The organism is Paraburkholderia sp. SUR17 (genome assembly GCF_029536165.1).
Lineage (GTDB): Bacteria > Pseudomonadota > Gammaproteobacteria > Burkholderiales > Burkholderiaceae > Paraburkholderia > Paraburkholderia kururiensis.
Genome location: NZ_CP120508.1, coordinates 3,679,335 through 3,701,555 on the forward strand (window position 1 = coordinate 3,679,335; position 22,221 = coordinate 3,701,555).

The 22,221-nt window shown below is 65.7% G+C and carries 23 protein-coding genes; 9 read left to right on the plus strand and 14 right to left on the minus strand.

Annotated features, from left to right (window positions below):
• Positions 1–110: 110 nt before the first annotated feature.
• Positions 111–1,529 carry a coniferyl aldehyde dehydrogenase gene (locus P2869_RS16470; protein WP_277597002.1) on the plus strand — a complete coding sequence of 473 codons (1,419 nt, stop codon included), beginning with the start codon at positions 111–113 and terminating at the stop codon, positions 1,527–1,529.
• A gap of 106 nt (positions 1,530–1,635) precedes the next feature.
• Here the strand turns inward: P2869_RS16470 and P2869_RS16475 are convergent, their stop codons facing one another.
• The 5 genes from P2869_RS16475 to fliE all read right to left on the minus strand — a co-directional run bounded on the left by P2869_RS16475 (position 1,636) and on the right by fliE (position 5,226).
• Positions 1,636–2,055 (minus strand): EscU/YscU/HrcU family type III secretion system export apparatus switch protein, encoded by a 420-nt coding sequence (locus P2869_RS16475; RefSeq protein WP_277597003.1) that lies wholly within the window; start codon positions 2,053–2,055, stop codon positions 1,636–1,638.
• Positions 2,055–3,731, minus strand: coding sequence for a flagellar hook-length control protein FliK (locus P2869_RS16480; RefSeq protein WP_277597004.1), 1,677 nt, complete (start codon positions 3,729–3,731; stop codon positions 2,055–2,057). Before P2869_RS16480 ends, P2869_RS16475 begins: the two co-directional genes overlap by 1 nt.
• Positions 3,732–3,897: 166 nt before the next feature.
• Positions 3,898–4,230: a flagellar protein FliT gene (locus P2869_RS16485; protein WP_017772108.1), complete on the minus strand. Its 333-nt coding sequence runs from the start codon at positions 4,228–4,230 to the stop codon at positions 3,898–3,900.
• A complete protein-coding gene (gene fliS / locus P2869_RS16490; RefSeq protein ID WP_026120906.1) occupies positions 4,227–4,661 on the minus strand; it encodes a flagellar export chaperone FliS in 435 nt (144 codons plus the stop codon). Before fliS ends, P2869_RS16485 begins: the two co-directional genes overlap by 4 nt.
• A 229-nt stretch (positions 4,662–4,890) precedes the next feature.
• Positions 4,891–5,226 carry a flagellar hook-basal body complex protein FliE gene (gene fliE, locus P2869_RS16495; RefSeq protein ID WP_126878147.1) on the minus strand — a complete coding sequence of 112 codons (336 nt, stop codon included), beginning with the start codon at positions 5,224–5,226 and terminating at the stop codon, positions 4,891–4,893.
• A 392-nt stretch (positions 5,227–5,618) separates the two neighbouring features.
• Here fliE and fliF point away from each other — a divergent pair, with 392 nt between their 5' ends.
• The 6 genes from fliF (at position 5,619) to P2869_RS16525 (ending at position 12,754) form a co-directional block, all read left to right on the plus strand.
• Positions 5,619–7,397 carry a flagellar basal-body MS-ring/collar protein FliF gene (gene fliF, locus P2869_RS16500; protein WP_277597005.1) on the plus strand — a complete coding sequence of 593 codons (1,779 nt, stop codon included), beginning with the start codon at positions 5,619–5,621 and terminating at the stop codon, positions 7,395–7,397.
• 45 nt (positions 7,398–7,442) lie between these two features.
• A complete protein-coding gene (fliG, locus tag P2869_RS16505) occupies positions 7,443–8,438 on the plus strand; it encodes a flagellar motor switch protein FliG (RefSeq protein ID WP_026120907.1) in 996 nt (331 codons plus the stop codon).
• Positions 8,431–9,111, plus strand: a complete 681-nt coding sequence (fliH, locus tag P2869_RS16510; RefSeq protein WP_017772113.1) for a flagellar assembly protein FliH — start codon at positions 8,431–8,433, stop codon at positions 9,109–9,111. Before fliG ends, fliH begins: the two co-directional genes overlap by 8 nt.
• Positions 9,108–10,601, plus strand: a complete 1,494-nt coding sequence (fliI, locus tag P2869_RS16515; RefSeq protein WP_026120908.1) for a flagellar protein export ATPase FliI — start codon at positions 9,108–9,110, stop codon at positions 10,599–10,601. Before fliH ends, fliI begins: the two co-directional genes overlap by 4 nt.
• Positions 10,602–10,603: 2 nt before the next feature.
• Positions 10,604–11,053 carry a flagellar export protein FliJ gene (gene fliJ, locus P2869_RS16520; protein WP_277597006.1) on the plus strand — a complete coding sequence of 150 codons (450 nt, stop codon included), beginning with the start codon at positions 10,604–10,606 and terminating at the stop codon, positions 11,051–11,053.
• Positions 11,054–11,134: 81 nt separating this feature from the next.
• Complete coding sequence (locus P2869_RS16525) at positions 11,135–12,754, plus strand: flagellar hook-length control protein FliK (protein ID WP_277597007.1); 1,620 nt, start codon at positions 11,135–11,137, stop codon at positions 12,752–12,754.
• Between the two features lie 265 nt (positions 12,755–13,019).
• Here P2869_RS16525 and P2869_RS16530 read toward each other — a convergent pair whose 3' ends face one another.
• Positions 13,020–13,508 (minus strand): hypothetical protein, encoded by a 489-nt coding sequence (locus P2869_RS16530; protein ID WP_277597008.1) that lies wholly within the window; start codon positions 13,506–13,508, stop codon positions 13,020–13,022.
• 184 nt (positions 13,509–13,692) lie between these two features.
• Here P2869_RS16530 and P2869_RS16535 point away from each other — a divergent pair, with 184 nt between their 5' ends.
• Positions 13,693–15,393, plus strand: a complete 1,701-nt coding sequence (locus P2869_RS16535) for a hypothetical protein (RefSeq protein WP_277597009.1) — start codon at positions 13,693–13,695, stop codon at positions 15,391–15,393.
• 9 nt (positions 15,394–15,402) lie between these two features.
• Positions 15,403–16,014 (plus strand): hypothetical protein, encoded by a 612-nt coding sequence (locus P2869_RS16540; protein WP_277597010.1) that lies wholly within the window; start codon positions 15,403–15,405, stop codon positions 16,012–16,014.
• Positions 16,015–16,099: 85 nt separating this feature from the next.
• Here P2869_RS16540 and fliR read toward each other — a convergent pair whose 3' ends face one another.
• The 8 genes from fliR to flgL all read right to left on the minus strand — a co-directional run bounded on the left by fliR (position 16,100) and on the right by flgL (position 22,219).
• Entirely contained in the window at positions 16,100–16,882 is a 783-nt protein-coding gene (gene fliR / locus P2869_RS16545) for a flagellar biosynthetic protein FliR (RefSeq protein WP_017772119.1), read from the minus strand.
• Positions 16,883–16,968: 86 nt separating this feature from the next.
• Complete coding sequence (gene fliQ / locus P2869_RS16550) at positions 16,969–17,238, minus strand: flagellar biosynthesis protein FliQ (RefSeq protein WP_017772120.1); 270 nt, start codon at positions 17,236–17,238, stop codon at positions 16,969–16,971.
• Positions 17,239–17,264: 26 nt separating this feature from the next.
• Positions 17,265–17,975 (minus strand): flagellar type III secretion system pore protein FliP, encoded by a 711-nt coding sequence (gene fliP, locus P2869_RS16555; RefSeq protein WP_233425663.1) that lies wholly within the window; start codon positions 17,973–17,975, stop codon positions 17,265–17,267.
• Between the two features lie 102 nt (positions 17,976–18,077).
• Positions 18,078–18,581, minus strand: coding sequence for a flagellar biosynthetic protein FliO (fliO, locus tag P2869_RS16560; RefSeq protein WP_233411865.1), 504 nt, complete (start codon positions 18,579–18,581; stop codon positions 18,078–18,080).
• Positions 18,582–18,634: 53 nt separating this feature from the next.
• A complete protein-coding gene (gene fliN, locus P2869_RS16565) occupies positions 18,635–19,081 on the minus strand; it encodes a flagellar motor switch protein FliN (protein ID WP_277597011.1) in 447 nt (148 codons plus the stop codon).
• The gene (fliM, locus tag P2869_RS16570) at positions 19,074–20,072 is read right to left on the minus strand and encodes a flagellar motor switch protein FliM (protein ID WP_126878204.1); all 999 of its coding nucleotides are present in this window, start codon (positions 20,070–20,072) and stop codon (positions 19,074–19,076) included. Before fliM ends, fliN begins: the two co-directional genes overlap by 8 nt.
• Before the next feature lie 78 nt (positions 20,073–20,150).
• On the minus strand, positions 20,151–20,651 hold the full coding sequence (gene fliL / locus P2869_RS16575; RefSeq protein WP_026120910.1) for a flagellar basal body-associated protein FliL: 501 nt from the start codon (positions 20,649–20,651) through the stop codon (positions 20,151–20,153).
• Between the two features lie 347 nt (positions 20,652–20,998).
• Entirely contained in the window at positions 20,999–22,219 is a 1,221-nt protein-coding gene (gene flgL, locus P2869_RS16580; RefSeq protein WP_277597012.1) for a flagellar hook-associated protein FlgL, read from the minus strand.
• Between the last annotated feature and the right edge of the window lie 2 nt (positions 22,220–22,221).

Genomic DNA, 22,221 nt, shown 5'->3' on the forward strand with positions numbered 1-22,221 from the left:
CAACCAACTACCGCAACACCCGAACACAACGCGGCGACTCAAAACCACAGACCGCGCATCGCCGCTGCCAAAAGGAGCGGCATCACCAGCACCACCAGGGAGAGCACAGCATGAAGAACGACTTGCCGGACCTAGCCGCACTCGACGCCCTGCTGCGCGAGCAGCGCGAAGCGTATCTGCGCGCGCCGTATCCGTCGTGGGAGCAGCGTGCACGCCATCTCAAGGCGTTGCGCGCCATGCTGCTCGACAACCGCGACGCGCTGGCGGAGGCCATGAGCGCCGACTTCGGCAATCGCGCGAAACAGGAAGTGCTGCTCGCCGAATTTCTGCTGGCGAAGAGCGAAATCGACGAAGCGCTGAAGCACGGCAATCGCTGGATGAAGCCGCAGCGGCGCAGCCCCAACCGCTGGCTGCGGCCCGCGCGCGTGAAGGTGGTGCCGCAGCCGCTCGGCGTGGTGGGCATCGTGGTGCCGTGGAACTATCCCGTGCTGCTCGCGGCAGGCCCGCTCATCTGCGCGCTCGCCGCAGGCAATCGCGCCATGATCAAGATGTCCGAGTTCACGCCGCGCACCTCGGCACTGTTCGAGACGCTCATCACGAAGACCTTCTCGCGCGACCACGTGGCCGTGGTGAATGGCGACGCGAACATTGGCGCCGCCTTCACGGGCATGCCGTTCGATCACCTGCTCTTCACGGGCTCCACGCGCGTGGGTCACGAGGTGATGCGCGCCGCCGCGGCGAACCTCACGCCGGTCACGCTGGAACTGGGCGGCAAGTCGCCCGCCGTCATCGGGCCGCATGCGCGCCTCGACTACGCCGTGGACAGCCTGCTGCTCGGCAAGACGCTGAACGCAGGGCAAACGTGCGTCGCGCCCGACTACGTGCTCGTGCCGCGCGACCGCGAAGACGCGTTCATCGCGCGCGCCCGCGCCCGCATCGCGAAGCTGTACCCGGATTTCGCGCACAACCGCGACTACACGACGATCATCTCGGAGCGGCATTACGCCAGGCTGCAACGCCTCGCCGACGAAGCGCAGGCCGCGGGCGCACAACTGCACGCGCTGGCCGACACGCCGTCCGACGCCGCAAGCCGGCGCTTCGCGCCCACCGCCGTCACGGGCGCGCCGGACCACGTCGCGCTGATGCAGGAGGAAATCTTCGGGCCGCTCCTGCCCGTGGTGCCCTACGACACCATCGACGACGCCATCCGCTACATCAACGCGCGGCCGCGGCCGCTCGCGCTCTACCTCTACGACGACGACGCGGCCACGGTGGAGCGCGTGACGCGCGAAACCATCGCGGGCGGCATGGCCGTCAACGAGACGCTGATGCACCTTGCCTGCGAGAGCCTGCCCTTCGGCGGCGTGGGCGCGAGTGGCATGGGTGCGTACCACGGCTACGACGGCTTCGTGACGTTCTCGAAGATGAAGCCCGTGTTCACGCAGGCGCGCCTCAACACGCGCAACCTCGTGGCGCCGCCTTACGGCAAGGTGTTCGACCAGTTGATCAAGACGATGCTGCGGTTTTAGGAAAGCGTAGAGGTCGGCTCAGACGACGGCGGGAAAGCGCTCGAAAGACCGCTACGGCGCGGCGGGGAAGCCGGGAGGGGACAAGGCGAAGAACTGGTTTGCCGCCCTAGCTGCCCGGCAAACGCGGGAACCCGCCGGGCGGCGGACCGCCAAGCAAGGGCGTAGACGGCCCGGCACCGGGGCCGCCCGGCCCGCCGGCACCGCCGCCCGCTGCGGCCCCGTTCGCCTCACTTCCCGCCTCGGCCGCAGCACGATCGTCCACCCCGCTTTCAAGCCGATGCAGCCATGCGAGCAGTTCGGCCACGGCCTGATAGAGCTTGGGCGGAATGCGCGCGTCGAGGTCCACCTGCATCAGGAGCGAAACCATCTCCGGCGCTTCGTGCACGTAGAGCCCGGCTTCCTTCGCGCGCTGCACGATCATCTCGGCAACGAGCCCGTAGCCCTTCGCCACCACGCGCGGCGCAGCGGCGTCGTTCTGGGCGTCGTAGAGCAGCGCAGCCGCGCTCTTGCGTTGCGTGCGGCTCATCAGATGTCCCAGTCGAAGTCGAGGTGGGTCGTGCGGGAGGCCACGGGAAGCGGCCCTTCGGTGACCGGTGACGCGGGATGTGCGGCGTCTGCCCGTGCGCCGGCTTCGTCCGCTGAATCGGCGGCATCGGCGGGCACAGCGCCGGGGATCTGGATCTGCGCATCGGCGGCGGTTCGCGCATAGGCGCTCGCGGCTTCGGCGGCCGGTCTCGGCTGGCGGGCCTGGTCCGGCTGGAACGGCTGCGGCCCCAAGCCCGCCGCCAGCGGTTCAGCGTCTTCGGCAAGCGTGCTGCCGCCAATCTCCCGAATCGATAGCCCGTGCAGCGCAATGCCCGCCGCCGCGAGCGCGCGCCGGAACGTCTCGCTTTGCGCCGCCAGCCGCGACGCGCCACCCGGGCTCGCCTGCACGCGCGCGACGAGCCCGTCGCCCGTCAGCGTGAGTTCGGCATCCACGGTGCCGAGCGTGGGCAGCGAAAGCGTGACGCGCGTACGCCACGGCAACTCGCCCGCCTCCATGCCCGCGCCGCGCGAGCGCTCGCCGCCCTCTTCCTCGATGGTCCAGTCGAGCCGCACGCCCGGCCACGCCTCGCCGGTCCAGCGAAACTGGCCGGTCGCGAGCAGATCGAGCTGCTGTCGCACCACGGGGACGGTCGCCGGGTGCACGGCAGCGGCATTGGCTTGCGCGGAATCGGCCGAAGCTGACGCCTGCGTTTGCGAGGCGCCGCCGTGCAGCAGCGCGCGCAAGGTCTGCGCCGAGGGCGGCGTGAACGCCGCCGCGTAGGCGCCGGGCTCGCCATGAAACGGGCCGACCGCGCCCGCCGCCTGAGGCGGCACGCCGAACGGCCGGCCAGCGCCGGCGGAAGCGGCGTTCGCGTCGCTGGAGGCGGCAAAGCGCTGCCCGAACGCGACGGCGGAACCGGGGCCGGTCCACGGAGCGTCGAGGTCGTCGGAGGCGCCCGTCCAGTCGGACGGCATGGCGGCCGCCGCGGCGACAAGCTGGTTCTGCGGCTCGCCCGCGAGCTGCGCGGGCGTGCGCATGCCGGCCAGCCATTGAGCAAGGTGCGCTTCGTAGAAGAGGCCGCTTTCGGAAACGGTCTGGGCAAGCGCAGCCGCCAGCGCGGTAACAGGCACCTGAACCGGTGCGACGATGGCGCTTGCCGTGCCTGTCGCCTGAGCGCTGGCGCCCGAGGCCGACGCAGTTGTTCCCGCCGTGCCCGCAGCAGCCGCGCCGCCCGCCTGGGCAGCAGTAGAAGCAGTAGACACGGCCGAGCCGGCAGCACCCGCCCCCGTCCCGTCCAGCAGATCCGCAACCGCCGACCCCACCACAAAAGCGGACCACGCCGCGCTATCCGCGGTCTGGGCGGTCTGAATGGTATGGACGTCGAGTGCCGGCGCCGCAGGCCAGATGGGCGCGGTGCCGATCACGGCGGGCGTGGCGTCGCCGCCCGAGCGCACGATGGCGTCGAGCGTAAGGGCCACGGCGGAAAGTGCGGTCTGGGCCGATGCGGGAGGCGGCGGCGGTGGCGCCGGAACCGCGCCGGGCTGCGCAGCGGTGCCGGCCGCAAGCGCCGACGCGCCAGCTTGCGTGGCACCCGCGGCGCCTGTCGGGCCGGTCGTGAGCAGGCTGTCGAGGCGGCTCGCGGCGAGCGCAGCCGCTACCGGTTCGATTCCGTTCATGCGCTCCCCAAGATGCGTCGCCCCGCGCCGCCGGCCCGTGCCGCAACCAGCGGTTCAAGACCGGGCGTCGCGGCGGCGCGGGCCTCGCGCCGGTTCCTGCCGGCCTAAGTCGTTGGTCACTCGTTGGTTGCCCCGAAAACGTCCGCCGCGCCCGCCTGTGGCAACTTCAGGGGGCGCCGTATAACTCCTGCAACACGCGCGCCGGATGCGACGCGCCGGAAAAAAGCCGCGAAAGCCGCGCCATGCGCGGGCTCGCGAGGTCGCGAATGGCCGCGTCGTCGGCGAGAATCCGGCGAATCAGGTCGTACTTGCGCATCCGTTCGGCGTCGCTCAGCTTCACGCCCTGCTCGGCCTCCTTGAGCGCCTCCACGAGACGCCGGTACTCGTCCTGCAGTCCGATCAGATCGTGCCAGAGCGCTTCGCGAGCCGCCGTGAGCATCCGCCCGGAAAGCGCTGCAATCGCCTCGTAACGGGCGAAATATTCTGCTTTCGAATTCATCTCATCGTTTCCGCGGATGGCTGTCCCGCCATCCGCGCGATCTCCGGGGCTATGCCCAACCAGGCTTCTTCGAGCGTCGCGATAAGACCGTCCACTTCGATCAGCATCGCTTCGCTCTCTTTTAGGTTTGCTTCCACGAGGCGCCGCCCGATGTACGTATAAAGCGCATCGAGCCGTTGCGCGATCTCGCCGCCCGCCTCCTGGTTCAGCGACACCTGCAGGCCGTTCTGCACGATGTTGATCGCCTTGCCGATCGCCTCGCCGCGCGCCGCGACGTTGCCTTGCTGAAGGTGCATGCGAGCCTGCGCGATCGCCTTGCGTGCGCCTTCGTACAACATGGCGATCAGACGATGCGGACTGGCACCCATCACCCCAGTTTCGACGCCTACGCGTGCGTACGCATTGGCTCCTGAATGGGCTGGGGAAAACATGGGGCGCTCCTCTTCTAGGGTCGGTGGGTACGGTGAGACCGCCTCGCATGCGCACATGCAAGGCGACCTCTGTAGCCGTGTTATCGGAAGAACGCGGGGAAGCTTTAGCCTGCTTCAGGGAAGTCCACGGCGCCCGAACGCACGCGCGCAGCACCTGCGCCTCGCCGTTCGGGACGGCTGCAAGCCACCGCGGACATTGGGGGTCGAATCGACGCGGGACAGCCTGACGTCAGACCGACATCTGCATGATGTCGTTGTAGGCCGACACGAGCCGGTTACGCACCTGCAGGCCGAACTGGAAGCCGACGTTGGCCTTCTGCATGTCCACCATCACGTCGTTGAGGGACACGTTGGAGGCGCCGAGTTCGAACGCCTGGGCTTCGCCCACGGCGCTTTTCTGGTCCGAACTGATCTTGTCGAGCGACGCCTTGAGGGCCGAGGCGAAACCGCCGGGCGTCGCGGCGCCCGAACTTTCCTCGGCCTTCTGCGAGCCGCCGGCGGCCTGCGCCGCCATCGACTGGATTTGCGAGAGCGCTGACGAAAGCGCGTTCACGGGCAAAGTCATGATGTCTCCAGGAGCATGGGAAGGCCGGTCCGGCGCTGCCCGTTACAGGGGAATGACCGGGCAACAGCGCGGGGCGGATGCGGCACGCGAACAACGCCTATGCGGCACACCTGCGGCCCGTGCGACACCTGGTCCAGCCTTGACGAAAAGCATAGCAGCGGGGTCTTTCCGAAAGACCGGAAAGAAGGGGGAAAACCCGGCTCTATTCGGACAATAGGGTTGCGGGGTCATGCGGATAATCGGTGGCATGAAAGTCTGCGTCCGTACGCCCCCGGGGTAGTTGACGCGAGGTATTCCGGAACGCGCCCAGGCCGGCGCGGCAAGGAAATAGCCTCCGCAGCCCCGGCACCCACCGGCTCGCCAGACGCCCGCATTCCGGAGATACCCGAAGCATGGATTCGTCTGCCAACTCGTTGATCAACCCCGACGCCCGCATGGGCCTCGCCGGCGCAGGCCAGCCGGGCGCGGGCACGCCCGCCGCCGGCGGCCAGCCGGGCGCCGCGGACGACCTGGGCGGCGGTTTCGCGCAACGGCTGTCGTCGCTGCAAGGCCTGCGGCAGATGCGCGGTAACCCGCGCGCGCCGCTCATTTTCGCGGTGGCCCTGCTGGTGGCCGTGGTGGCTGGCCTGATCCTGTGGTCGCGCGCGCCGGACTACAAGGTGCTCTACAGCAACCTTTCGGACCGTGACGGCGGCTCCATCATTACTGCGCTGCAACAAGCAAACGTTCCCTACCGCTTCAGCGACGGCGGCGGCGCCATTCTCGTGCCGGCCGACCAGGTCCACGAACTGCGCCTGCGGCTTGCCTCCCAGGGGCTGCCCAAGGGCGGCGCGGTGGGCTTCGAGCTGATGGACAACCAGAAATTCGGCATCAGCCAGTTTGCCGAGCAGGTGAACTACCAGCGCGCGCTGGAAGGCGAGCTCCAGCAGACCATCGAATCCATTTCCAGCGTGCACTCGGCGCGCGTGCATCTGGCCATTCCGAAGCCCTCGGTGTTCGTGCGCGACAAGGAAGCGCCGTCGGCCTCCGTGCTCGTGAACCTGTACCCGGGCCGCGTGCTCGACGAAGGCCAGGTGTCGGCGGTCACGCACATGGTGTCGTCCGCGGTGCCGGACCTGCCCGTGCGCAACGTCACGATCGTGGACCAGGACGGCAACCTGCTCACCCAGTCGTCTTCGGGCGCCGGGCTCGACGCCTCGCAGCTCAAGTACGTGCAGCAGGTGGAGCGCACCACGCAGCAGCGCATCGACGCGATCCTCGCCCCGCTCTTCGGCGCCGGCAACGCGCGCTCGCAGGTGAGCGCCGACCTGAATTTCTCGAAGATGGAGCAGACGGCCGAAACGTACGGGCCGAACGGCACGCCGCAGCAGGCCGCCATTCGCAGCCAGCAGACCAGCACGGCGACCGAGATGTCGCAGGGCGGCGCCTCCGGCGTGCCCGGCGCGCTCTCGAACCAGCCGCCGCAACCGGCTTCGGCGCCCGTCGTCGCGCCGAACGGTGCGAGCGGCGCGGCCCCCGCCACGCCGGTGAGCGACCGCAAGGACCAGACAACGAACTACGAACTGGACCGCACCGTGCGCCACGTGCAGGGCGCCATGGGCGACATCAAGCGGCTTTCCGTGGCGGTGGTGGTGAACTACCAGCCGCTCGTGGACGCCAAGGGCCACGCCACGATGCAGCCGCTCTCCGCCGAAAAGCTCGCCCAGGTCGAGCAGCTCGTGAAGGACGCCATGGGCTACGACGCCAAGCGCGGCGACTCCGTGAACGTGGTGAACGCCGCGTTCACCACGGACGTGGACCCGAACGCCAACCTGCCGTGGTGGCGCCAGCCCGACATGATCGCGCTCGCCAAGCAGATCGGCACGTGGGTGGGCATCGCGGCGGTGGCGCTGTTCCTGTACTTCGCAATGGTGAAGCCCGCCATGCGGCGCGCGTTCCCGCCGCCGGAGGCGCCCGCGGCCGCCGCGCTGGCCGGCCCCGACGAGCCGCTGCTGCTCGATGGCGTGACGCCGGTCGAGAAGCTGGGCGAAGACGAATCGGAACTCGCGCAGCTGGCCTTCGAAAACCAGAAGCACAAGTTCGAACGCAATCTCGAGTACGCCCGCACGATCGCGCGCCAGGATCCGAAGATCGTGGCCACCGTGGTCAAGAGCTGGGTCAGTGACGAATGACCCAGCGATGAATAACCCGGCGACGAACACTGACAGGCAATGGCCATGAACAACGAAGGCGTGATGCGCAGCGCACTGCTGCTGATGTCCATCGGCGAGGAAGAAGCCGCGCAGGTGTTCAAGTTCCTCGGCCCGCGCGAGGTGCAGAAGATCGGCCTCGCCATGGCGTCGCTCAAGAACGTGACGCGCGAGCAGGTGGACGACGTGCTCCAGGAATTCGTGCGCGAAGCGGAACAGCACACGGCGCTTTCGCTCGATTCGAGCGAATACATTCGCAGCGTGCTCACCAAGGCGCTGGGCGAAGACAAGGCGGGCGTGATCATCGACCGCATCCTGCAGGGCAGCGACACGAGCGGCATCGAAGGGCTCAAGTGGATGGACTCGGCCGCCGTGGCCGAACTCATCAAGAACGAGCACCCGCAGATCATCGCGACGATTCTCGTGCACCTCGACCGCGACCAGGCCTCGGAGATCGCCGCCTGCTTCAGCGACCGCCTGCGCAACGACGTGCTGCTGCGCATCGCGACGCTCGACGGCATTCAGCCGGCCGCGCTGCGCGAACTGGACGACGTGCTGACCACGCTGCTCTCGGGCAGCGACAACCTGAAGCGCAGCCCGATGGGCGGCATCCGCACCGCGGCGGAAATTCTCAACTTCATGCCGAGCCAGTTCGAGGAATCGATTCTCGAAAACGTGCGCCAGTACGACGCGGAACTCGCGCAGAAGATCGTCGATCAGATGTTCGTGTTCGAGAACCTGCTCGACCTGGAAGACCGCGCGATCCAGCTGCTGTTGAAGGAAGTGGAGTCCGAGGCGCTCATCATCGCGCTCAAGGGCGCGCCGCCCGCGCTGCGCCAGAAGTTCCTCTCGAACATGTCGCAGCGTGCAGCCGAGCTGCTCGCCGAAGATCTGGATGCGCGCGGCCCGGTGCGCGTGTCCGAAGTGGAAACGCAGCAACGCCGCATCCTGCAGGTCGTCCGCAATCTCGCCGAGAGCGGGCAGATCGTGATTGGCGGCAAGGCAGAAGACGCATATGTCTGAGCACGACACCCGGCACGAGGCGGCCCGCCGCCGCGATGCCACGGCCTACCAGCGCTGGGAGATGGCGTCGTTCGACCCGCCGCCTCCCGAAGAGCCCATCGACGACGGCGCATTCGAAGCCGAACTCCAACGGCTGCGCGACGCCGCGCATGCCGAAGGCGTGGCCTCGGGCCACGTCGCGGGCCAGGCGCTGGGTTACCAGGCCGGCTACGAGCAGGGCCATGCGCAAGGCTTCGAGCAGGGCTTGACTGAAGCGCGCGCCCAGGCCGCGCAGATCGGCGCGCTCGCGGAGACGTTCCGTCAGGCGTTGGAAGGCGCGCAGGCCGACGTGGCCGAAGCGCTCGTCACGCTCGCGCTCGACATCGCGCAGCAAGTGGTGCGCCAGCACGTGCAGCACGACCCCACCGCGCTCATCGCGGCGGCGCGCGAAGTGCTCGCGACCGAGCCGGCGCTCGCGGGCGCCCCGCAACTCGTAGTGAGTCCTGCCGACCTGCCCGTCGTGGAAGCGTATCTGCTGGAAGAACTGCAAACGCGCGGCTGGACCGTGCGCACCGACCCGGCCATGGAACGCGGCGGCTGCCGCGCCCAGGCGGCGACCGGTGAAGTGGACGCGGCGATCAGCACGCGCTGGGAGCGCGTGGCGGCCGCCCTTGGAAAAGTGAGCACGTGGTGAAGCAGCCGACCATCGACGCCATTCGCGCAAGCGACCTCACGCCGCTCGAACAGGAGCTGGCGCTGGCGTCGTTCGGTCCGCAGGCGCCCGTGCACGACGCCGCGCTCGCGGCCAATCCGTATCTCGAGGCGTGGCGCGGCCGGCTCGACGGCCTGCGCGAGCGCAATGCGCGCGCGTTGCCGCTGCGCGCCTGCGGGCGCCTCACGCGCGCCGCGGGCCTCGTGCTCGAAGCGGTGGGCCTGCGCCTCTCGGTAGGCGCCGAAGTAATGATCGAGCTGCCCGCTGGCAGTTCGTTGCCGATGGCCGAAGCCGAAGTGGTGGGCTTCTCGGGCGACAAGCTGTTCCTCATGCCCACCACCGAAGTGGCGGGCCTGCTGCCCGGCGCGCGCGTCTATCCGCTGGAAACGGTGCCGATCGCCGACCCGATGGCGGGTGCCAAGCGCCTGCCCGTGGGCTGGGAACTGCTGGGTCGCGTGGTGGACGCCTCGGGCCGCCCGCTCGACGGCTTCGGTCCGCTCGGTTCGAAGAACGACGCGCCGCTCACCGCGCCCTCCATCAATCCGCTGAACCGCGAGCCCATCCACAAGGTGCTCGACGTGGGCGTGCGCGCCATCAACGCCCTCCTCACCGTGGGCCGCGGCCAGCGCATGGGTTTGTTCGCGGGCTCGGGCGTCGGTAAATCGGTGCTGCTCGGCACGATGGCGCGCTATACGAGCGCCGAGGTGATCGTGATCGGTCTGATCGGTGAACGGGGCCGCGAAGTGAAGGAATTCATCGAGCAGATCCTGGGCGAAGACGGCCTCGCGCGATCCGTCGTGGTGGCCGCGCCCGCGGACGTGTCGCCGCTGCTGCGCATGCAGGGCGCGGCGTACGCGACCTCGCTCGCCGAATATTTCCGCGACCAGGGCAAGCACGTGCTGCTGCTCATGGATTCGCTCACGCGCTACGCCATGGCCCAGCGCGAAATCGCGCTCGCCATCGGCGAGCCGCCTGCCACGAAGGGCTATCCGCCTTCGGTGTTCGCGAAGCTGCCGGCGCTCGTGGAGCGCACCGGCAATGGCCCTGCGGGCGGCGGATCGATCACGGCGTTCTACACCGTGCTCACCGAAGGCGACGACCAGCAAGACCCGATTGCCGACTCGGCGCGCGCCATTCTGGACGGCCACATCGTGCTTTCCCGCGCGCTGGCCGAGGCGGGCCACTATCCCGCCATCGATATCGAAGCCTCGATCAGCCGCGCGATGACGGCGCTGATCGACGACGCGCATCTCGACAAGACGCGCATGTTCAAACAGATGCTGTCGCGCTATCAACGCAACCGCGACCTCATCAACGTGGGCGCCTATTCGAGTGGGCGCGACCCGGTACTCGACCGCGCCATCTCGCTGTACCCGCGCATCGAGGCATTCCTGCAGCAAGGCTTTCGCGAGAGCGCGAGCTTCGAGTCGAGCGTTGCGATGCTCGGCGCCCTCTTCGGTGAAGGAGCATGACCATGACCCCGCAAACTCCGCTGCAAACGCTGATCGGCCTCGCGCAGGACGACGTGGATGCAGCCGCCCAACGGCTCGGACGCGTGCAGCGCGAACGCGGCGAGATCGAGGCGCAGTTGCAGTCGCTGCTCCAGTACCGCGACGAGTACCACGCGCGCTTCACGAACTCCGCGCAGAACGGCATGCCTGCGGGCAACATGCGCAACTTCCAGGCGTTCATCGATACGCTCGACACCGCCATCGACCAGCAGCGGCGCCTGCTCGCGGCCGCCACGGCGCGCGTGGAAGCCGCGAAGCCCGAATGGCAGCGCTCGAAGCAGAAGCTGGGCTCGTATGAAGTGCTGCAGGCGCGCAGCGACGCGACCGAAGCGAAACGCACGGCGCGGCGCGAACAGCGCGATTCCGACGAGCACGCCGCACGCGCCCTGCGCATGCGCACGCAAGGCCTGTGAACCGGACGTCGCCCTCGATGCCATTCGCCACGCCCAACCACCAGTAACCACGACCGGATACACGCACTCACGGAATCCAGCATGTCGCCACTTTCATTGATCAGCTCCCTGCTCGGCGGGTCGAGCAGTGACAACACCAGCCGCCAGGCCGCCAACGCCGCCGCGAACAGCGCGCAGTCGTTCGCGCAGACGCTGCAGCAAAGCATCGGCGCGCAGTCGTCGGACTCGAGCACGCCCAGCGCGCCCAGCAGAACGCAACAGAACGCGGGCAACGCGTCGAGCAGCGCTGCTTCGGCGTCGTCGTCTTCGACCGCTTCTTCGTCGGGTTCTTCGTCCGCGCAGGCGGCGTCGAATGCATCGAACGCGGCGCAGTCGTCTTCGTCGGACAGCAGCCAGTCGACCACGGATGCGCAAACGGGCGCCGCCACGGACACCACGACGGCCGGCACCGGCAAGTCGTCGAGCGGCACGAAGAGCGCGAGCGACGGCAATTCGCACACGCAAGGCGACGGCACGCGAAGCGCAACCGACGCAGCCACGCAAGCCGCCGCAGCGGTCGCGGCACAGCTTCAGGCGCAGGCCCAGGCCGCCCAGGCGCAGGCTCAAGCTCAAGCGAACGCGGGCAACGACACCGCGTCGAGCAGCGACACGAACAGCCCCGCGGCGACGCTCGCAGGCATCGCTGCGACAGCCGCGGCCGGCGCGGCGGGCAATGCAGGCAACGCGAGCGCAGGCGCAGCGGGCACCGCGAGCGCAGGCAAAACCACGGCAACGGCAAGCGATCCGAAGTCGGTGCGCGATGCCCTGCAAGCCGCCCTTGCCTCGCTCACCAACGGCCAGGGCGCAGCGCTCCAGGCGTCGGGCGCGGGCACCGCGGGCGGCGGCACGGCCGACAGCGGCAACGGGTCCGCAGCCAACGGCTTCGGACTCGCGAGCGGCCACGGCAACGCCAAGGGCGCTGCGTGGACCAACGCTTTCACCGACGCGCACAACGCAGCCAAGGACGCGCAGACGAATGCCGGCGGCACGAGCGCCGCAACGACGGCAGTCACAGCCGACGCCACCGCGAAGACCATGGCCGACGCGCTGGCCTCGAATTCGAGCGCGGCGCAAACCAACGCCACCCAGGCCGCGAGCGGCACCGACGCCGCGCATGCGGCCCAGGCGCTGGCAGCAGCCCAGGCCGCCGCCACGGCGCCGGCCCAGGTGGTGCAGCAGCCGGGCATGGCTGCGGCAGCCAACGCCGCCGCGCTCGCCCCGCAGGTGGGCACGCCCGACTGGGAAGACGCACTTAGCCAGAAGGTGGTGTTCCTCACCAACGCGCACCAACAGACCGCGGAACTCACGCTCAATCCGAAGGACCTGGGCCCGTTGCAGGTCGTGCTCCAGGTGGCCGACAACCACGCGCACGCGCTCTTCGTCTCACAGCACCAGCAGGTGCGCGAGGCCGTGGAAGCCGCGCTGCCGAAGCTGCGCGAAGCGATGGAAGCTGGCGGCATCGGTTTGGGCAGCGCCAGCGTGAGCGACGGCTTTGCGCGCCAGAGCGGCCAGCAGGCGCAGCAGAACGGACAAGGCTCGTCGGGCAGCAGCCGCGGCAACGGCGGCGTGACGGCCACAGCGGGAATCGACGACGGTTCGGTGAGCGGAGCCGCAACGGCAACGGTCAGGCGGACGGTGGGGATGGTCGATACGTTTGTTTGAGCGGTAAATAAAGCAGTGCCGTGATCCTGGGCCGCTTCGGTTCGGGATCACCGGATCTTTCTCTTCTTCGCAGCGTCGTCGTTATCGCTGCCACGTCTCCCGTTTCATCCTCCAATGGCGCCGCGCAATGCGCGCGAGCTGCCTCTCGTCTCTCAAGCATCCGGTTCACATTTGTTCGATTAAGCGTCCCGCTTAATAGCATGCATCGAGCATGACATTCGCCAGCAATGACCGCGCGAGGTAAAGGCTGGCTGGGTTTTGACCATTAGTGACAATATCCGCGCCCCGCCGCTGCTACGGTTAGCCGGCTTAATCCGGCCCGTTGCCCGTCCTGCCGAAAAGCGATCTCCAGCTCAACGACCGTCCTCCCCATACGAACTGACACGTCATGATCATCAGCCCGCCCTTTCTGCCCGCATCGGGACTCACGTCCACCGGCGCATCGAAGCCCGACCCCTTGATGGATGCCGTCGACAAATTCGAACTGGCGCACGGCATCTATCCGGTCGCAGCCGACCGGAGCTGGCATTGCGGCGCCCATCTTGCGCCGGACATGCACGGTCCGGTCCATGCCATCGCCGACGGCGAGGTGGTGGCGTACCGCGTCTGCCAGCATGCGATGGATGACGGCAACGGCAATGCGGGTTTCGTGCTGCTCAGGCACTCGACCGAAACCGGCGACGGACGCACGCTGACGTTCTATTCGCTCTACATGCACCTGCTGCCGCTTGCGGAATACCACACGTTCGGACACGACGGGACCCAGCTACCGGCGTTCCTGCACAAGCCGTCCGGCCCGGATACCCGCGGGAAGGTCACGCCTGCGGCGAAGGGGAATGGCGAGAAGGTGCGGCGCAAGGATGTGCTGGGTTTTCTCGGCCGCTATCAGGGCGTCACCTACATGCATTTCGAGATATTCATGACGCCGGGCGATTTCGATGCGTATTTCGGGCACACGCAACTCGGGGTGGCCTCGCCGGGAACGGCGACAACGTCGGACTGCTGGGGGCATACCTGTCTCACCATTCCAGCAGGGCAGCAGTTTTACGCATTGCCGCCGGGATGCGGACGCGCACGGCAAACTCCACGGCATCGCTTTCAAGGCCGGCCTCGCAGGCACGAACGCCCTGCCCCTTGTCGTCGAGATGTACTTCAGCAAGGGGGCGAAGTACACCAACGTCTGGAGCGTTGCTGCGGACGGCTCGCGCACACTTCTGACGCCAGAGCCGGTCGAGGAAAAGGACTACGAATACGATCTGTACCATCGTGCAACGGCGCTCTACGAAGCCTGCCCGAGCGACGGATACGAGATGCTGCGCTTCGGGCGCATTCTGTCCACGCCTGCGACCCTCCCGGAGGCAGTCCGTGCGACGTGGGTGCAGATACCCTGCGACACGGGGAAGCAGGGTTACATCGATATCAGCAAGGAAGAGGTCAGGAAACTTTCTGACGCGGATTTCCCGTCCTTCATGGGCTGGCAGAAGATCAGCGACGGCAATACACCTTTTGGCAGTGACGGCCTGTGCGATGTCGACCTGTTGAAGAAGCTCGTCAGGGACGCTGCGGCCAGCGAGCAGCCCACAGTCGTGAAGGAAGCCACTGAAGTCCAGAAGGCAGACGCGCTTTCGTACTATGTGAAGGGCCATGAGGAGGTACGTCGGGCCCTGCGCGGATTCATCTGCAACGCGCCAAGCGAATGGGATAGCACGCACAACGAGACGCGCTTCGCGAGGCTGCTCGACGAAGGCGGGTTCTATCACGGCAACCAGAAGGGCTACGAGGATTTTCTGAAGTACCTCAAGGAACTCCAGTTCTGGGACGTGACGGGATTGCCTGCGGGGCAGAAGCTCTGGTTCTTTCATCCGCTCGCGTTTATCCGGCATTTCAGGAAGTGTGGGTGGTTGAGTAAGGGGGAGACGGTTCGCTGTATCCGTAAGACGATTAGAGACCACAACCGTGAGGTCGTCCCTCTTTCGAAGTCTGAGGTGATCAAGCGACTTACCGAGACAGCAGAACGGCGCCCGGCAAATCTACATCCTAATTTTCAGATCGTTGCGCGGAAATACGGAATATCGTCCAGCAGCCTGCGTCTTGCTCATCTTTTCGGTCAGCTGACAGCGGAAACAGGCCGCCTGGAATTTATGGTCGAAGGGGGCAGGCCGGAATATTTTGATAAATATGAGCCCGGTCATCCGGAGGGAGATGCGGTCGGCAATACCGTAAGAGGCGACGGCATTCGATTCAAGGGGCGCGGCATTATTCAGATTACCGGGAGATCAAATTACGAGAGCTATGGCTCGTATCGCCGCATGACATTTAACAATGATGAAACTAGCTCTCTAATCTCAACGGATCCATACTGCACATGTGATGCGTCAGGTTGGTACTGGGTGCAGAAACAAAGGCTCCAGCTAGTTAAAGATCCGGAGACCCATAGAAAGAAGTTTATGCCATTGGGTAAACTGAGTATTAATTACTGGTCAGATCAAGGGGCGGACAACAAGGCAATACTTCAGGTGACGAAATGTGTTAACCCGGCGGGGCTTTCCTTGGAATGGCGAAGCCAGGGATTTAGAAATGCTTTTTACGAACTGAATGATGAAGTCGCTCAGAATTCTGACTACAAACCGACAATTTGATGGCATCATATGAAAATAACGATTTTTACCGCCCTTGGCATTTCTGCACTTGCAGTTGCAATCACTGTTGCGAATGGCAAGGAGCCTGAGCGTATCTCGCGGGATGACTGCCATGCAACTTTCCTGGTGCCGAATGGCTTGGAATATGTCGAGATAAATGGCGCAAAAATTTCTGGCAACAACGAGTGCTATATCGCGTTTCGTTATACCGGAGATTTAAAAATAAAACGTAGACCCAATCCTCCTTCCACGGCGGACGATTGGCGTTGGCTGACGGATTTCGTGCTTGCAGTTAAAGGCAAGTCTTTGGGAGATAGTCTTGCTCAAATTAAGACAAGCGAGGGGCTAGAGCGACCGGGGATGTTTAATTTGGTATCAAATGAGCATTTTCAAATTCCAGGGGGCGAGGTGTATGTGTTGCGTTATTCGGCATTAAAGCCGACGAAAAATATGCTTCGACTAAATGAGACCGAAGAGACAATTTTTGCGGCCGGAAATGATTCCCGCTCAGTATCTTACATTCAATATACAGGAGCGAGGATGACTAAAAATGATAAGGCTGCATTGTATAGAAGCTTGTTTTTATCATTTAGTTTCGAAAGCTCAACCACGACCCCGTAAACCGATGATTGACGCGGTGACGCTACAGTATCGTTTTTGGAGTTACCAGCGATCTCACGGCATCGTTGAAAAGATGCAAGCCCCCCTACCTAAACCCCACCGCCACCCTCCCCATCTGCTCGACCCCGCTATCGAACAGGCGCCCGAAGAACGGGATCATGTTCGGCAGCATCAATTGCACGAGCAGCAGGCCCACCAGCAAGGTCACCGCGAACCCGATCTGGAAAATACCGATTTGCGGTGCAGCGCGGTTCAGGATGCCAAGCGAAAGGTTCGCAATGAGCAGCGCCGCCACCACGGGCAAGGCCAGCAGCAGCCCTGCCGAGAACACCATCGAGCCCCATCCGGCCAACGCGCGCCAGCCCGGCGCCCCGAGCACGTTCGCCGATACCGGCATGGACTGGAACGTCGCGATGAGCGCATTGACCACCTGGAGGTGCCCGTCGAAGGCGAGGAAAGCGAGCAACGCGATGGCGTTGAGGTAGCGCGAAAGCACTTCGGACGCGCCGCTCGAGTGCGGATCGAAGAACGTCGCAAAGCCGAGGCCCATGCTGAGCCCCATGATGCCGCCCGCCATTTCGATGGTCGAAAAGATGAGCTGCATCGCAAAGCCGAGCGAAATGCCGATCAGAAACTGGTTCACCAGAATCCAGATGCCTGCGGCGGAGAACACTGTGTCCTGCGGCATGGCACCGAGCGCGGGCGCCACGATCAGCGTGATGAACGCCCCGAGCCCCACCTTCACCCGCACCGGCACCGCCGCGTTGCCCACCACCGGCGCCGTGGCCACGAACGCGAGAATGCGCACGAACGGCCACAGGAACGCGGTGAGCCACGTGTTCAGCTGGGCATAGGTGACGGAAAACATCGGTTACGCACGCGGCGACAGAATGGGCGGCAAAAGAAAAGGTCCGGAAAAGGACCGGCGAAAGGAGGCAACAAGCGCCGCGCGACTCAGCCGGCAATGGCCGGCACGCTCGTGAACATGTGGCGCATGTAGTCGAGCATGGTGGAGAGCATCCACGGCCCGGCGATCACGAGCGTAATCACAATGGCGATCAGCTTCGGAATGAACGAGAGCGTGGTTTCGTTGATCTGCGTGGCAGCCTGGAAAAGGCTCACCACGAGGCCCACCACGAGCGACACGAGCAAGAGCGGCGACGCGAGCAGCAGCGCGACATACATCGCCTCGTGCGCGAGTGTCATGACGGATTCGGGTGTCATCGTCGTGTTCCTTGAAATGCCGGTGTTCAGGTGAAGCTCTGCGCGAGCGACCCGATGAGCAGTTGCCACCCGTCCACCAGCACGAACAGCATGAGCTTGAACGGCAGCGAGATCGTGGAAGGCGACACCATCATCATGCCCATGGACATCAGCACGCTCGCCACCACGATGTCGATGATGAGAAACGGAATGAAGATCGTGAAGCCGATCTGGAAGCCCGTCTTCAACTCGCTCGTCACGAAGGCGGGGACGAGGAGCGACAGCGGCACGTCCTCGGGGCCTTGCATGGGCGCGGCGTGCGAGATCTTCGCGAAGAGCGCGAGGTCGGTTTCGCGGGTCTGGCGCAGCATGAAGGTCTTGAACGGCGCCACGCCGCGCGACACGGCCTGCTCCATGGGCAGCGTGCCGTCGGAGAACGGCTTGTAGCCGTCGGTATAAGCCTTGTCGAGTACCGGCGACATCACGAACATCGTGAGGAAGAGCGCGAGACCCACCAACACCTGGTTGGGCGGCGTGGTCGCCGTGCCCAGCGCCTGGCGCAGCAGCGAAAGCACGATGATGATGCGCGTGAAGCTCGTCATCATTAGCACCATCGCCGGCAGGAACGACAGCATCGTGAGCAGCAGCATGGTCTGCACGCTCAGCGAATACGTGGTGCCGCCGTTCGGCCCCGGGCTCGTGGTGAAGGCCGGCAAACCCGTGGCCTGCGCGAAGGAACGCGAGGGAAGCGCCAGCATGACGGCCAGCAGCAGCGCCGGCAGAAGGCCAGGCACAAGCGCAGGCGCGGCGCGGCGGATCAGCGTGACTGCGCCGCGCAGGGGAAATCGGTTGAACTGCATTTACTGCTCTCCGCCGTCGCGCCGGCTGAAACGTTTGCCCACTTCGCCTTTCAAGGCATCGCGAAAGCGCTGTCCGAAGGTGCCGGGAAGTTCGCCGGCCGCGCCGGGTTGCATACCTGATTGAGCACTGCCTGCGGCAACGGAGCCCGCCACACCCGCACTGCCCGCAGGCATCGCGTGAAGCAGCCGCACGTTGCCGGGCGCGGCGCCCAGTACGAGCCACGTGTCGCCCACTTCCACCACAGCCACACGTTCCTTGCCGCCCAGCGACGCGCCGCCAATCGTCTTCACGAGCCCGCCGCGCTGCGAGGGCTGAAGGCCGAAGCGTCGCGCGAGCCACGCGCAGCCGAACACCAGCGCCACCACCACCACGAGACCCACGATGGTCTGCAACACGGCGCCCACGCCAAGCGACGGCACCGCACTGCCCGCACCCACGCTGGAAGCAATCTTCGCGGCGTTGTTCACCGCGTTCATGTCCGCGGCGAGAAGCGCCTGCGGCATGGCGGCCGCGAGAACCACCGCCGCGCCCAACGCGCGGCGGACTGCTGCGTACTTCATCGGTTCAGCTTCCGGATGCGCTCGGACGGCGTGATGATGTCGGTCAGGCGAATGCCGAACTTGTCGTTCACCACCACCACTTCGCCCTGGGCGATCAGGCAGCCGTTCACGAGCACGTCCATCGGTTCGCCGGCGAGGCCGTCCAGCTCCACCACCGACCCCTGCGCGAGTTGCAGCAGGTTGCGAATGGCAATCTTCGTGCGGCCCAGCTCGACGGTCATCTGGACGGGAATGTCCAGAATCATGTCGATGTCGTTGCGCGTGGTGCTGGGCTCCACCTTCGAAAGCGGCTGGAACACGCCCGCTGCGGCCGCGTTCACTTCGTTGCCGTTCTGTTCGGCCAGCGCGCTCGCCCAATCGTCGAGCGAGGCCTCTTCGGCTTCCACGCCCGGCGTCGTAAGCGGCGGCTCGACGGGAGCCGGCGTTGCGTTGAGGTCACTCATATCCACCTTCCTTCATCGTATCCGCCGCGCTGATCATCTTCTGGACGCGCAGCGAATATTGACCATTGAAAATTCCGTAACCGCATTCCATCACCGGCACGCCGTCCACCTTCGCGACGATGTGCTCGGGAATGTTGATGGGCAGCACGTCGCCCGCGCGCATGTTGAGAATCTGCTCGAACGTCACGGGAATCTGCGCGAGGTCCGCCGTGAGCTCCACTTCCGCCGACTGCACCTGCTGCGAGAGCACGCGCACCCAGCGGCGGTCCACTTCGAGCGCCTCACCCTGGATGGGCGAAGAGAGCACGTCGCGAATCGGCTCGATCATCGAATACGGCATGCAGATGTGCAGCGTGCCGCCCGTCGGGCCGAACTCGATCGAAAACTGCGTGACGATCACGATTTCGTTGGGCGTGGCGACGTTGGCGAACTGCGTGTGCATTTCCGCGCGCACGAATTCGAACTGCAGCGGCCGCACGCTCTTCCACGCAGTCGTGTAGTGCTCGAACACGAGATGCAGCAGCTTGCTGATGATGCGCTGTTCGGTCTGCGTGAAGTCGCGGCCTTCCACGCGCGTGTGAAAGCGCCCGTCGCCGCCGAACAGGTTGTCCACCACGAAGAACACGAGGTTCGGGTCGAACACGAACAGCGACGTGCCGCGCAGCGGCTTCACGTGCACGAGGTTCAGGTTGGTCGGAATGGGCAGGTTGCGGGTGAACTCGCTGTACTTCTGCACCTTCACCGGGCCCACCGAAATCTCGGCGCTGCGTCGCATGAAGTTGAAAATGCCGACGCGCAACAGCCGCGCGAAACGGTCGTTGATGATTTCGAGGCCAGGCATCCGGCCGCGAACGATGCGTTCCTGCGTCGCGATGTTGTAAGGGCGAACGCCCTTGTTCTCGGCCTGGCTAGCATCCTGGTCGGTCTCGCCTGTGACGCCTTTGAGGAGGGCATCCACCTCCTCCTGCGACATGAATTCGTCGTGGCCCATAGTCATGATGCGTGCGACTCCTCGCGATAGAGGCGTGAACCGGCTGGATCTGCGCAGAACGTCATGATTCGCCCGTCTTTATTGCACGACGAATTCGGTGAACAGCACGTCCTGCACGTGCACGGGTGCACTGCCGGCCTCGGTGGGCTGTGCGATCAGCGTCTTGAGTTCCTCGGCAAGCGCGCGCTTGCCTTCGAGCGGCGCGAGATCCTGCGGATGTTTGTTCGACAGCGCGAGCAGCACACGGCTGCGAATCTCGGGCATGTGCTCGGTGAGCTTGTCCTGGGTCTTCTGGTCCGCGAGCTTCAGCGTGAGGCCGATGCGCAGGTAATGCGTTTCGCCGTCGTCGGACTGCAGGTTCACCGTCATCGGCTCGAGCGGGAAGAACACGGGCGCGGGCGGCGGCACGGGCGTAGCCGCAGCGGGCGCAGCCGGATGCCGCGACATGAAGAACCAGGTCGCGCCGCCCGCCACACCGGCGGCCAGTATCGCGATCACGGCGATCACGAGAATGCGCTTCATCTTGCCGGATTTCGCCGACGGGACTGCTGCTGCCTGGGATGCGGGTGTGGTGGCCATTTCGCTCAAGGTGTTGCATTAGTGCTGGTACCTTGCATTGTTCTGGCTTTTAGCCTTCCGCGATGAGGGGAAAAGAAGGGGGATTTGCGGTTAGCTCGTGGTTTTGTCGAGAACAGTGCCAGGCGGGGCGCCGCGCGGTTGGCCGGTTCCCGCGGGTAGCGGGAGCCGGCCGGGGTCGGACCGGAAAGCAGGTCGAAAAGCCCCCGAAGCGGCGGTGGAATACGACAGGTGGCGGCCGGCAGAGACGAACCAGCCAAAGATCCGATAAGGGCCGCACGGTGCGCTGGGCGGGCTGCGCGGTGCGCCGGGCGGCCGGCTTCGGCTCACCCAGCCCCGCGCCCGCGGCCTCAGTTGATGTAGTTGAAGAGCGACATACCCTGAATCTTCACGAAGCCCTGCTGGGCCGCCTGCAGCGCGTACTGGGTCATCGTGTACTTGCTGATGGTGCTCGTGAGGTTGATCTGCGTGAGGTCGGACAGGTTGCTCTGCGTCTGCAGCGAACTGTTCTGCGTCACGGTCTGCAGTGCCTGCAGCTCCTGCTCGCGCCCGCCCACGGACGCCTGCACGGTCACCACGTTGTTCATGGCGTTCTGCACCTTCTGCATCGCGGTGGAAAGCGAGTTGCTGAGGTTCGCCGAGCCGGCCGTGCCCACCACCGGCGTCTGCAACGCGGCGATGGCGGCGTCGATGGACGAGAAGATGTCCGTGCCCGCCTGGGTGGCCGGCGTCACGGTGAACGTGTCGCCCGCAGCGGGCGCGCCCGTGATCGAGACGCTCTGGCCGCCCAGCGTGATCGCCGAGCCCGCCGAGTACGGTTGCGCCGCACCCGTCGTGCCGGTGGTGTTGTCCGTGATCGTGTAGGTGCTCGAAGCGCCGGAGCCCGCGAACGTGATCGTGTACTTGTCCTGGTTCGCCGGATTCGAGGCGTTGAGCGTGCTCACCGTGCCGACCACACCCGTGCCCGTGTTGCTGGCCGAGCCCGCCGAGATGGACGTCGTGCCCACCGCCGCGACGGAAAGGAACACGGAGGCGCCGTTGTCGCTCACGGCGACCTGGTGGCTGCTCGTCACCTGGATGGAGCGCACGCCGGTGTCGCCGTTGTAGCTCACCGTGCCCGCCGCGTTGGTGCTGAACGGCTGCGACGTGGTCTGGAAGCCCGCGAACAGGTAGTTGCCCTGCCCGTCGTTGGCGTTCGCGAGACCGAGCAGCTGGTTCTTCAGGCCGATCAGGTCCTGCGCAATGGCGCCGCGGTTCGAGTCGCTGAGCGAGGCGTCGCCCGCGTGCACGAGCTGCGTGTTGACGCTCTGCAAGACGGTGCTCACGCTGGAGAGCGTGGAATCTTCCGCATGCAGCGAGGTGAGCGCGGTGCTCTGGTTGCTCGTGTACTGCGAGAGCTCCGAAGCCTGCATGGAGAGCTGCACGGCCTGGGACGCGCCAAGCGGGTTGTCCGACGGCGTGGTGATCGCCTGGCCGCTCGCGATCTGCTGGTACAGCTGCGCGAGTTCGCTTTGCTGATCGTTCATCTGCTGAACGTTCAGGCCGAAAAGCTGGGTCGTCGAGATGCGCATGG

What these genes read in the sequence shown, in the direction of transcription:
- P2869_RS16470 (WP_277597002.1), top strand. Translation starts at nt 111, where the DNA reads ATGAAGAACGACTTGCCGGACCTAGCCGCACTCGACGCCCTGCTGCGC.
- P2869_RS16475 (WP_277597003.1), bottom strand. Translation starts at nt 2,055, where the DNA reads ATGAGCCGCACGCAACGCAAGAGCGCGGCTGCGCTGCTCTACGACGCC.
- P2869_RS16480 (WP_277597004.1), bottom strand. Translation starts at nt 3,731, where the DNA reads ATGAACGGAATCGAACCGGTAGCGGCTGCGCTCGCCGCGAGCCGCCTC.
- P2869_RS16485 (WP_017772108.1), bottom strand. Translation starts at nt 4,230, where the DNA reads ATGAATTCGAAAGCAGAATATTTCGCCCGTTACGAGGCGATTGCAGCG.
- fliS (WP_026120906.1), bottom strand. Translation starts at nt 4,661, where the DNA reads ATGTTTTCCCCAGCCCATTCAGGAGCCAATGCGTACGCACGCGTAGGC.
- fliE (WP_126878147.1), bottom strand. Translation starts at nt 5,226, where the DNA reads ATGACTTTGCCCGTGAACGCGCTTTCGTCAGCGCTCTCGCAAATCCAG.
- fliF (WP_277597005.1), top strand. Translation starts at nt 5,619, where the DNA reads ATGGATTCGTCTGCCAACTCGTTGATCAACCCCGACGCCCGCATGGGC.
- fliG (WP_026120907.1), top strand. Translation starts at nt 7,443, where the DNA reads ATGAACAACGAAGGCGTGATGCGCAGCGCACTGCTGCTGATGTCCATC.
- fliH (WP_017772113.1), top strand. Translation starts at nt 8,431, where the DNA reads ATGTCTGAGCACGACACCCGGCACGAGGCGGCCCGCCGCCGCGATGCC.
- fliJ (WP_277597006.1), top strand. Translation starts at nt 10,604, where the DNA reads ATGACCCCGCAAACTCCGCTGCAAACGCTGATCGGCCTCGCGCAGGAC.
- P2869_RS16525 (WP_277597007.1), top strand. Translation starts at nt 11,135, where the DNA reads ATGTCGCCACTTTCATTGATCAGCTCCCTGCTCGGCGGGTCGAGCAGT.
- P2869_RS16535 (WP_277597009.1), top strand. Translation starts at nt 13,693, where the DNA reads ATGCGTATTTCGGGCACACGCAACTCGGGGTGGCCTCGCCGGGAACGG.
- P2869_RS16540 (WP_277597010.1), top strand. Translation starts at nt 15,403, where the DNA reads ATGAAAATAACGATTTTTACCGCCCTTGGCATTTCTGCACTTGCAGTT.
- fliR (WP_017772119.1), bottom strand. Translation starts at nt 16,882, where the DNA reads ATGTTTTCCGTCACCTATGCCCAGCTGAACACGTGGCTCACCGCGTTC.
- fliQ (WP_017772120.1), bottom strand. Translation starts at nt 17,238, where the DNA reads ATGACACCCGAATCCGTCATGACACTCGCGCACGAGGCGATGTATGTC.
- fliP (WP_233425663.1), bottom strand. Translation starts at nt 17,975, where the DNA reads ATGCTGGCGCTTCCCTCGCGTTCCTTCGCGCAGGCCACGGGTTTGCCG.
- fliO (WP_233411865.1), bottom strand. Translation starts at nt 18,581, where the DNA reads ATGCCGCAGGCGCTTCTCGCCGCGGACATGAACGCGGTGAACAACGCC.
- fliN (WP_277597011.1), bottom strand. Translation starts at nt 19,081, where the DNA reads ATGAGTGACCTCAACGCAACGCCGGCTCCCGTCGAGCCGCCGCTTACG.
- fliM (WP_126878204.1), bottom strand. Translation starts at nt 20,072, where the DNA reads ATGGGCCACGACGAATTCATGTCGCAGGAGGAGGTGGATGCCCTCCTC.
- fliL (WP_026120910.1), bottom strand. Translation starts at nt 20,651, where the DNA reads ATGGCCACCACACCCGCATCCCAGGCAGCAGCAGTCCCGTCGGCGAAA.
- flgL (WP_277597012.1), bottom strand. Translation starts at nt 22,219, where the DNA reads ATGCGCATCTCGACGACCCAGCTTTTCGGCCTGAACGTTCAGCAGATG.